Annotated in this window: 7 protein-coding genes; 2 read left to right on the top strand and 5 right to left on the bottom strand. The window is 42.1% G+C overall.

Going from position 1 to position 10144, the window contains the following annotated elements; translation table 11 throughout:
- Positions 1-761: 761 nt before the first annotated feature.
- The 5 genes from CWB66_RS17385 to CWB66_RS17365 form a co-directional block, all read right to left on the bottom strand.
- Entirely contained in the window at positions 762-1046 is a 285-nt protein-coding gene (locus CWB66_RS17385) for an addiction module antidote protein (RefSeq protein ID WP_138586353.1), read from the bottom strand.
- A 293-nt stretch (positions 1047-1339) separates the two neighbouring features.
- A complete protein-coding gene (gene gcvP / locus CWB66_RS17380) occupies positions 1340-4231 on the bottom strand; it encodes an aminomethyl-transferring glycine dehydrogenase (protein ID WP_138586352.1) in 2892 nt (963 codons plus the stop codon).
- 172 nt (positions 4232-4403) lie between these two features.
- A complete protein-coding gene (gene gcvH, locus CWB66_RS17375) occupies positions 4404-4793 on the bottom strand; it encodes a glycine cleavage system protein GcvH (protein WP_138586351.1) in 390 nt (129 codons plus the stop codon).
- Positions 4794-4866: 73 nt separating this feature from the next.
- Positions 4867-5949: a glycine cleavage system aminomethyltransferase GcvT gene (gene gcvT, locus CWB66_RS17370; protein WP_138586350.1), complete on the bottom strand. Its 1083-nt coding sequence runs from the start codon at positions 5947-5949 to the stop codon at positions 4867-4869.
- A gap of 114 nt (positions 5950-6063) precedes the next feature.
- A complete protein-coding gene (locus CWB66_RS17365; protein ID WP_138586349.1) occupies positions 6064-6663 on the bottom strand; it encodes a hypothetical protein in 600 nt (199 codons plus the stop codon).
- Positions 6664-6790: 127 nt separating this feature from the next.
- On the opposite strand from CWB66_RS17365, the gene CWB66_RS17360 reads away from it, so the two are divergent.
- Positions 6791-7636 carry a LysR family transcriptional regulator gene (locus CWB66_RS17360; RefSeq protein WP_077535947.1) on the top strand — a complete coding sequence of 282 codons (846 nt, stop codon included), beginning with the start codon at positions 6791-6793 and terminating at the stop codon, positions 7634-7636.
- 296 nt (positions 7637-7932) lie between these two features.
- Positions 7933-10089 (top strand): TonB-dependent receptor family protein, encoded by a 2157-nt coding sequence (locus CWB66_RS17355; RefSeq protein WP_138586348.1) that lies wholly within the window; start codon positions 7933-7935, stop codon positions 10087-10089.
- Positions 10090-10144 lie beyond the last annotated feature (55 nt).

The following is a 10144-nucleotide window of genomic DNA, read 5'->3' as shown; positions in this document are numbered from 1 at the left end:
GTTATGGACTTATAATAATGAACGCCCTAATATGGGCATAGGTGGCATAACACCCATACAAAAGCTGGAAAAGTTAAACAACGGGAATTCTACAGATAGCCTCCATTAAAAATGGGGGGATTACCACCTCAAACACCTATTCAAATACTTATTCGGGCTATCGCCCGCGCGTAAGCAAGCTAAACGCCTACAATAAATAACACATACTCTTGGTTTTTGAGCGAGTAAGTATATTTGTGATTCGTTGGGTTTCGTTTCACTCTTCTCAACCTACGCCCATACGAAAATGCGAGGGTCAGATCTTGTTTCTTTCCAAAAGCAAACACCAATCTCACGTTTAACACCCTTCCCCCGTCATCACGCCCTGAAATAAGCAATTGATGAGTAATTCATTTCATGGATGAAATGAAAGCCATGCTTGCACATGGATGTGCTTTCATGGCGTTTACGTTCACATCGATTGTGGTTTGAAGGATTAAGCGTGATGCTCGGGGCGCCGTGGGGTTCCAAGGGGCGGTCGGCGGCAGGCGCCCCTTGGTTGCCGCCAGCAATCTGGCAAAAAACCTTGAATAAGGTTTTTTAATGTAGGTCGCGGATTTATCCCGACAATATATGTAAGTTAGCAAGTTTGAAAACAACATATTTACACGCAATAACACAGAATTTCAAATAAGCTCTGCAAGTTAAATTCACTGTTTCGCCCTAAAGGACGACCTACAATTTAAATCAACCTCGTAGGGTTTCGTTTCACTCTACCCAGCTTACGCTACTTGTGTTGTAAGGCGAAAGTTAAGTGCTTTCGTTACTTTAAAAATAGTTTCCCAACGTGGTTTTGTTTTACCATTAACGGCTTTGTATAAGCTTTCACGGTTTAACCCCGTTGCTTTAGCAATATCACTCACGCCATGCTTTTTAACTAATAAGCCAAGTGCTTCAATAAAGGTATTTGGATCATCATCAGCTAAACAGTCTTCTAAAAATGTATTAATTTCTTGCTGTGTTTCCATATAGTCAAACGGGTTAAAATCTGATATTTGTAGCGTCATAGTAATTATTCCAATTTATTCAACTTACTGAATAAATGTAGCCTAAAGGCTACGAGTGCACAATATTATTTATAACTTTTGGGCTATCGCCCGCGCGTCAGCAAGCTAAACGCCTACAATAATTAAACACCTTTTGGGCTGCGCCCAACACGCCAGCAAGCTGTGCGTCTACAATGTTTAAACACACACAAAAAAGCCGTTGCATTGCTGCAACGGCTTTTATAATTTTTATAAATTCCCAAACTATAATGGGACTTACTACCCATTAAAGGTCAAAAAATTAGTCCCTGTTCTTAGTCGCGATAAGTCTCAACCGCTGGGCATGAACATACTAAGTTACGGTCGCCGTATACGTCATCTATACGTGTAACGGTTGGCCAGAACTTGTTTTTAGCGACTGCAGGCACTGGGAATGCAGCGTAAAAACGGTCGTATGCGCGGTCCCATTCGTTACCTAATACGTCGCCTTGTGTATGCGGTGCAAACACTAGCGGGTTGTTTTCGATTGACCATTCGCCAGAAATTACTTTTTCAATTTCGCCTTTAATTGACACCATTGCTTCGATAAAGCGGTCAATCTCACCTTTTGATTCAGACTCAGTTGGCTCAATCATTAATGTGCCAGCTACTGGGAACGACATAGTTGGTGAATGGAAGCCGTAGTCTTGCAAGCGCTTAGCTACGTCCATTTCAGTAATGCCTGATAGCTCTTTAAGCGGGCGCAGGTCAACAATACATTCGTGAGCAACACGGTTGTTACGACCACGGTATAAAATTGGGAAGTGCTTGCTTAGCTCATGCGTTAAGTAGTTAGCATTAACGATTGCCATTTCAGTGGCTTGTTTTAAGCCCTCTGAACCCATCATGGTAATGTAAGCCCATGAAATAGGTAAAATAGCGGCTGAGCCGTAAGGCGCTGCCGATACCGCACCGTTACCGATGTTAGTACCAGGTACGTTAATTACGCTGTGGTTTGGCATAAATGGCGCTAGGTGCGATTTAACACCAATTGGGCCAACACCTGGACCACCGCCACCGTGTGGAATACAAAACGTTTTATGCAAGTTTAAGTGCGATACGTCTGAGCCAATAAAGCCTGGGCTTGTTACACCCACTTGTGCGTTCATGTTAGCGCCGTCCATGTAAACTTGGCCGCCGTGCTGGTGAATAATGTCACAAATTTCGCGAATTGTTTCTTCGTATACGCCGTGCGTAGACGGGTAAGTGATCATGATACACGATAAGTTTTCAGACACTTCCTCAGCTTTCGCTTTAAGGTCAACCATGTCTACGTTACCGTTTTTGTCGCAGTTAACTACCACAATTTTCATACTCGCCATTTGCGCTGATGCAGGGTTAGTACCGTGCGCAGAGCTTGGGATTAAACATACATTTCGGTGTGCATCCCCTCGTGACTCGTGGTATTTACGAATCGCGATTAAGCCTGCATATTCACCTTGCGCGCCAGAGTTTGGCTGAAGTGATACTGCATCGTAACCGGTAATGTTTACTAGCCAGTCGTGTAGCTCGCCAATCATTATTTGGTAACCTTCTGCTTGATCCAGCGGGCAGAATGGGTGAAGGTTTGCAAACTCAGGCCACGTAATTGGGATCATCTCAGCGGTCGCGTTTAGTTTCATGGTACATGAGCCTAACGAGATCATTGAGTGATTAAGCGATAAATCTTTGCTTTCTAGTCGCTTAATGTAGCGAAGCATGTCTGTTTCGCTGTGGTAGCTGTTAAAGTTTGGATGCGTTAGTACTTCGTCGTCACGTACTAAACTTACAGGAATTGACTCGCTGCCATTTGCTTCAACGTCTGCTGCAATAGCGTCAACACTTAGGCCATGGCCTTCGCCTAAAATAATATCAAATAACTCAGCGATATCGGCACGTGTTGTTGTCTCTGATACCGAAATTGAGTACTCGCCTTCGTGGTTTGTAGCAAAGTTTACGCCTTTTGCAATGGCACGTGCTATTACGTCGTCTTTGTTGTCATCTGCAATTGTTAGCGTATCAAACCACGTGCTGTGCTTAAGTGCGATGCCTTTAGCTTTTAGGCCAGCAGCTAAAATATCAGCAAAGCGATGTATACGCTGCGCGATAGTTTTTAAGCCTTGTGGGCCGTGGTACACCGCGTAAAACGCTGCCATGTTGGCAAGTAATACTTGCGCTGTACAAATGTTTGAGTTGGCTTTGTCGCGGCGAATGTGTTGTTCGCGCGTTTGCATTGCCATACGTAGTGCGTCGTTACCTAAACGGTCTTTAGATACACCAATAATACGACCTGGTAATGAACGTTTGTATGCGTCACGTGTTGCAAAAAATGCAGCATGAGGACCGCCGTAACCCATAGGTACACCAAAACGCTGAGCCGAACCTAATACTACGTCGGCACCTAATTTACCCGGTGCTTTTAATAGTAATAAACTCATTATGTCGGCAGCAACACAGGCAATGGCCTTTTTGCTTTGTACGCCAGCAATTAGGTCAGTTATGTCTACCACTTCGCCAGATGTAGATGGGTATTGGAATAAGGCACCAAAAATGTCGTGGTTAACCGCGTCTGCTGCTTTACCGACAATTATTTCAAAACCAAACTGCTCGGCACGCGTTGTTACTACGTCGATTGTTTGTGTGTGTACGTCGTCAGCAATAAAAAATGCATTGGCTTTTTTCGCTTTTGATACGCGTTTTGCAAGGCCCATAGCCTCTGCAGCGGCTGTTGATTCGTCAAGTAGTGATGCACTTGCTAAATCAAGACCGGTTAAATCTAGGGTCATAGTCTGGAAGTTTAATAATGATTCTAAACGCCCTTGTGCAATCTCTGGCTGATACGGTGTGTACGCAGTATACCAACCCGGATTTTCAAGTACGTTACGTAAAATTACGTGTGGTACATGTGTTGGGTGGTAGCCTTGACCAATGTATGATTTGAAAACTTTATTTTTGCTTGCTACTGATTTTAAGTAGCTTAGTGTTTCAACTTCAGTACGGCTTTGTCCAACTGTTAGCGGTTGCTCTAGGCGAATGCTAGCAGGTACAGTTTGATCGATCAGCTCTTGTACACTCGATACTTCAAGCGCGCTCAGCATGTCGCTTACTTGCTCTGGGCTTGGCCCAATGTGACGGCGAATAAAATCTTGCTTTTGCTCTAGTTCTTCAAGAGATTTGGCGTTTGACATGTGTCCAGATTCCTATGATCCAAAAAAGTGTAATTATTACTAATGGGTAACTAGTAATAATAAAAATATTTATGATTTAGCTGCTTACCATGTATGGAAAAATAAGCACTTTAATCATAAAAGCCCCAATGTTTTAAATAGTGGGGCTTTTAATGCAAACAATAATTAACGATTATTCTTCGTCGATAGTGTGCGAGTAACCTTCAGCGTCAAGCAAGTTTTCTAGCTCAGACTCATCAGCTGCTTTAATACGGAATAACCAACCGTCGCCGTAAGCATCACTGTTTACTGTTTCAGGTGAATCTTCAAGCTCGTCGTTAATTGCAACAATTTCACCGCTGATCGGGGCATAAATGTCTGATGCTGCTTTAACAGACTCTGCTACTGCACAGTCTTCGCCAGCATCTACTTCATCACCCACTTCTGGTAATTCAACAAATACCATGTCGCCAAGAAGTTCTTGTGCATGCTCAGAAATACCAACAGTAAAAGTACCGTCTCCTTCACTGCGAACCCACTCGTGTGAAGGTGCGTATTTTAACTCGCTAGGAATGTTGCTCATTTTATTTGTCCTTTGGTTTATATTGGGAGGATATCAATCACTGTAATTACACTGATTGATATAACCAAATTATTTAAATTATTGATTTACCGTTACGTACAAAGCTAGGCTTTACTACTTTAACGTTTACTAATTTTTTACGCATTTCTACTTGAGCTGTATCGCCTGTTGAACGTGGTACACGTGCAAGGGCTACACTAAAACCAAGTGTTGGTGAGAAAGTACCTGAGGTAATAACCCCTTCACCACCATCAACAATTACTTTTGAACCGCTACGCAGCACGCCTTTTTCTTCAAACACTAAGCCAACTAGTTTGTCAGTGCTTTTTTCTGCGCGTTGCTTAACAAGTACGTCACGACCAATAAAGTCGCGATCTTCTGGTTCCCATGCAATGGTCCATGCCATGTTAGCTGCAAGTGGAGATACGCTTTCGTCCATATCTAGGCCGTAAAGGTTCATACCTGCTTCTAAACGTAGCGTGTCGCGTGCACCTAAACCAGCAGGCGCTACACCTGCATCTAGCAGTTGTTGCCATAAATCGGCCGCTTGGTCGTTCGGTACTACTATTTCGTAACCGTCTTCGCCAGTATAACCCGTTGTGGCAATAAATAAATCACCTACTTGCACACCAAAAAATGGCTTCATGCCTTCAACAGCGGCTTGTTGCTCAGCATTTAAAAGTGTGGCTGTTTTTGCTTTTGCGTTAGGGCCTTGCACTGCAATCATTGCAAACTCTGGGCGCTCAGTAACTGTAACGGTAAAGTCGCTCGATACTTTAGCTAAATGTGCTAGGTCTTTTTCACGTGTTGCTGAGTTAACAACTAGGCGGTAAAATGTTTCGCTAAAGAAGTAAATAATTAAATCATCAATTACGCCGCCTTGCTCATTAAGCATGCCGGTGTAAAGTGCTTTACCAGGGACTGTTAATTTAGCTACGTCGTTTGCTACTAACTTACGTAAAAATGCTTGAGCTTGCTCGCCTTCAATATCAACAATCGTCATGTGTGATACGTCAAACATACCTGCATCAGTACGAACGGCATTATGTTCTTCTATTTGTGAGCCGTAGTTGATTGGCATTTCCCAGCCATGAAAATCAACCATTTTTGCGCCCGCTTCTAGGTGCTTAGCATGTAGTACAGTTTTAGACGTCATAACATTCCTTCACGTTTAAATTAACCCTGTTTAGGGCGTGACTTAAATTAGTTTTTACTTAACCGTAATTAAAAACAGGCAAGCATTGTTATGCTTACCTGTTGTTTATATTCGTTATGCGGCTTGATTTTGCATAAGTGCAAAACCATGCGCTTGCATATAGCTTTGCCATTTTTGTAGCTCTGGCGTTTTTGCTATAAGCACAAAGTGTTGTTCATCGCTTTTATCAATAGCAGTAATAAATACCTCACCACTTTGCGCGCCGTAACAAAGTTGCGCGTCAGAAAGGCGTAAACCTGGCGTTAACTTAAAAGCATCAACTAGGGTATCAAATGCGTTTTCGCCGCTTAGGGTAAAAGTAGTTAGGTCGGTACGAGTAACATAATCAATATCAAAACGAAGCTGTTGTTCATTTATAAGTGATTGTAATTGAAGGCTTGCGCTGTGTGGTAATACAAATCTAAAAGCGGTTTCGCTAAAATAATATACAGCGTAGCTATAATCAGAATTTAGGTCTTCGTCGAGCGACCCTTTCAATCCTAAGCCACTGGCCGTTAATTTAGTTAAATCGTGGCCTAAAATGGTACTTAAAAATACCGATGCTTCACTACCGCTAAAATCCATTACAACGGTGTTGTTATTTGCTTGCAAAGCGTTGACAACCGCGCTGTTAGCGTTGCTGTGGCGGGCAAACATAATTGGGTTAAAAGTCATAACAAACACCTATGTATTTTCAATGCATAAAAGTATATTGCGCAAGATGTATAACAACAAATTGTAATTATTTATCAATTGATAAATAATACTTATATATATGGCGACATAAATTGTAATTTTAAATATGAAAAATATATCAACCGACAGTTTACGCACCTTTGTTATGGTCGTTGAGGTAAGCGGCTTTGCTAAAGCTGGCGATTTATTGGGTTTGTCGCAACCGGCAGTAAGCTTGCAAATAAAGCGCTTGGAAGATGTGCTTGGATATAAGTTATTTAAAAAACAAGGCCAGCGCCAGGTACTTAACCAGTACGGCGAGCTATTACTGCCGATGGCAAAGCAAATGATGCAATACAACGATGCTATTTTGCAGCAATTTACCTCCGAAAATATTGCCGGTAGAGTGCGTTTGGGTATTCCTAGCGAATTTGCTGCGCGTATTTTGCCTTCCATTATTGGCGATTTTGTGGCGCTCTACCCTGAGGTGTCTTTAGAAGTTAAATCGCGTTTGAGTAAGCATTTACTTTCAGCTTCTCGCCAAGATCAATTTGATCTAGTCCTCGCCCTTAATGAGCGGCTCAGCTCTGAAAAATTCCCGATTTTTATGCAAGACAAACTCGTATGGGTGGGCGACTTATCGCTGGCTCAAAATGACGTAGTTACTTTAGTCACGGCGCCAGAGGGATGCATTTATCGTCGCCGCGCAATTGATGCATTAAAAAGTGCCGGCATAAAATACCGTATTGTTTATAGCAATGCCGATTTAACCGGTCTTATTGCAGCGCTCAAAGAAGGACTTGGCATTACCGTTCTTGCTAAAAGTACCGTACCCAGCGAGCTTAACTATCAGGTGCAAACTAAACACTTACCTGCCCTTGGCGATATTGGCATAAGTTTAGTTAAAAGTGCCGGAGAGTCGGAAAATGCAGTTGATAAACTCGCTGAATTTATAGCCCTGCGTTTAGGTTAAAGTAAGTACTCAATTAGTTGAGCCGTTATAACTAACCTGAACTCTAGATAATAAATCTATCTCAAGCAGCTATTTCAGCGCTAACTGCGTTAAATTCACTTGCAATAGGCTAACTATGTTAGTAAATACCTTAACCAGAGTTTTGGTAAATTAATATAATTTAGTTAACTAAGTTGCATAAGAAGATGTTTTTAGTTCTAAAAAACTGAATCATTAAATACTTAATAACATTGATTCGTATTCGTTAACGTGTTCAAATTACGCCAATTTCGATAATTGACATGATTAGGAACATAATGAACCCTAAATTTTTAGTATCTACCCTAGCAGCTGCGGTTGCTTTGTCTTTTAGTGCTACTGCAATAGCAAAAGACACCAGCGATAAAGAACAACGCTTTGAACAAATTACCGTTATTGGTTCACAACAAGCAATTAACGATATTCCAGGTTCGGCTACGTTTATTTCTGACGAAGAACTGCAAAAATTTGAATTCACCGATATTTCTCGCGTTTTAGCCTCTGTTCCGGGCGTTTACGTGCAAGAAGAAGACGGCTACGGTCTTCGCCCTAACATTGGTATGCGCGGTACAGGTACTGGCCGTAACGATAAAATTTCTGTAATGGAAGACGGTGTACTAGTTGCACCTGCGCCTTACTCTGCCCCTTCTGCTTACTACTTCCCTACTATGGGTCGTATGGAATCTATCGAAGTATTAAAAGGTGCGGCTTCTGTTAAGTATGGCCCTCGTACTACGGGCGGTGTTTTAAACTTACTTTCACGCAGCCTACCTACTGAACCAAACAGCTCAAAAGGTATGGTAGATGCAGCCCTTGGTAGCGACGGTTACTACAAAGGTCACGCTTACTTTGGTAAAGAAAAAAACAACACAGCAGGTTTAATTGAAGTATTTACTTACGGCGCAGACGGCTTTAAAGAGTTGCCAGTAGGCAATGACAACACCGGCTTTGAAAAAACAGATTTACTATTAAAGTTTGGCCATACGTTTGGTCAAAACGATGCGCATAATTTAGAGCTAAAAATTAAGTACTCTGACGAAACATCAGACGAAACATACATGGGCTTAACAGACGAAGACTATCAAGAAAGTCCTTATCGTCGTTATGCTGCATCGCAAAACGATGAAATGAACACTCGCCACAATGCATACCAGCTTAACTACGCGTATCGTTTTGGTGCTGGCTATGAGCTTTTAGCTACAGCTTACTTAAACGATTTTCATCGTAACTGGTATAAAGCCAGCAAAGTAAGTGAAAGCTACCTTGCACAATACAGCGAATTTGAAGCAAACCCAACAAGCGAAGGTATCGAAGATATTGCTATTAAAGCTAACAACCGCGATTACCAAGCTAAAGGGATTCAGTCTGAATTACATATCCCTGCTGGCGATCACTACATTACGGTTGGCGTACGTTACCACGAAGACGAAATGGATCGTTTTCAATGGCAAGACAAATACACACTAAATCAAGATTTAAGCATGACGCTAACATCGCAAGGTGTTCCGGGCTCTGATAGCAACCGTGTAGATAGCGCAAAAGCAAGTACCTTATTTATTCAAGACGAGTGGACAATTGATGCGTTAGTGATCAGTGCGGGCCTTCGTTATGAAGACATTACTATTACACGTGAAGAGTGGTCTAAATCAGATCCTACTCGCAGCAACGGTTTAACTAAAGATGTGTCTAACGACACTGAAATTTTAGTTCCGTCGTTAGGTGCTACTTACACACTTAACGAAAACGTGACATTACTTGCGGGCATTCAAAAAGGCTATGCACCTGCAGCACCGGGTAATGCAGTTCAAGAAGAAGAAGAAAGTATAAACATCGAGTTTGGCTCTCGCTTCAATATGGATAGCTTCAGCGGTGAAGTTATTGCATTTTACTCTGATTACGACAACATGCACGGTAACTGTACTGCATCTGTAGGTTGTAGCGACGACAACATTGGCGACCAATACAACTACGGTAAAGTAGAGGTATCAGGCTTTGAATTTAGCGCTGGCCGTACGTTTGCGACTGATGCAGCTATGTTCCCAGTTAAATTAACGTACACTTACACCGATTCTGAATTTAAAAACGATTTTGATTCAGAGATTTGGGGCGCGGTAGAAAAAGGCGATGCAATGCCTTACGTACCAGAAAACCAAGTAGCGTTATCGTTAGGTGCTGAGTTTTCTGCTTTTGTAGTAAACAGCCAAGTACGTTACGTATCTGATGCGCACGCGAACTTAACGCAGTCAGGCTTAAACGCAATTGATAGCCGCGTTGTGTGGGATTTAGCCGCTAAATACTTAATTGATGAGAATCAAAAAGTATACCTAAGCGTTGATAACCTGTTTGATAAAACATACATTGCTAACCGTTCAAACGGTGGCATTCAGCCAGGTAAGCCACGTACTGTACAGATGGGCTACACTTATAGCTTTTAAGCTTAAAGCTGGTTAAACGGTTCACTAACAGCGTTAATAATTTTTTATGTAAGAA

The sequence above is a fragment of the Pseudoalteromonas sp. S558 genome (assembly GCF_005886635.1).
GTDB classification, from domain to species: Bacteria; Pseudomonadota; Gammaproteobacteria; order Enterobacterales; family Alteromonadaceae; genus Pseudoalteromonas; species Pseudoalteromonas aliena.
The sequence above is the reverse complement of the archived record's forward strand: the minus strand, read 5'-3'. Positions and strand labels throughout refer to the sequence as shown.

Excerpts from the sequence above, each read along its gene's own strand:
- CWB66_RS17385 (WP_138586353.1), bottom strand. The coding sequence starts at position 1,046 with ATGACGCTACAAATATCAGATTTTAACCCGTTTGACTATATGGAAACA.
- gcvP (WP_138586352.1), bottom strand. The coding sequence starts at position 4,231 with ATGTCAAACGCCAAATCTCTTGAAGAACTAGAGCAAAAGCAAGATTTT.
- gcvH (WP_138586351.1), bottom strand. The coding sequence starts at position 4,793 with ATGAGCAACATTCCTAGCGAGTTAAAATACGCACCTTCACACGAGTGG.
- gcvT (WP_138586350.1), bottom strand. The coding sequence starts at position 5,949 with ATGACGTCTAAAACTGTACTACATGCTAAGCACCTAGAAGCGGGCGCA.
- CWB66_RS17365 (WP_138586349.1), bottom strand. The coding sequence starts at position 6,663 with ATGACTTTTAACCCAATTATGTTTGCCCGCCACAGCAACGCTAACAGC.
- CWB66_RS17360 (WP_077535947.1), top strand. The coding sequence starts at position 6,791 with ATGAAAAATATATCAACCGACAGTTTACGCACCTTTGTTATGGTCGTT.
- CWB66_RS17355 (WP_138586348.1), top strand. The coding sequence starts at position 7,933 with ATGAACCCTAAATTTTTAGTATCTACCCTAGCAGCTGCGGTTGCTTTG.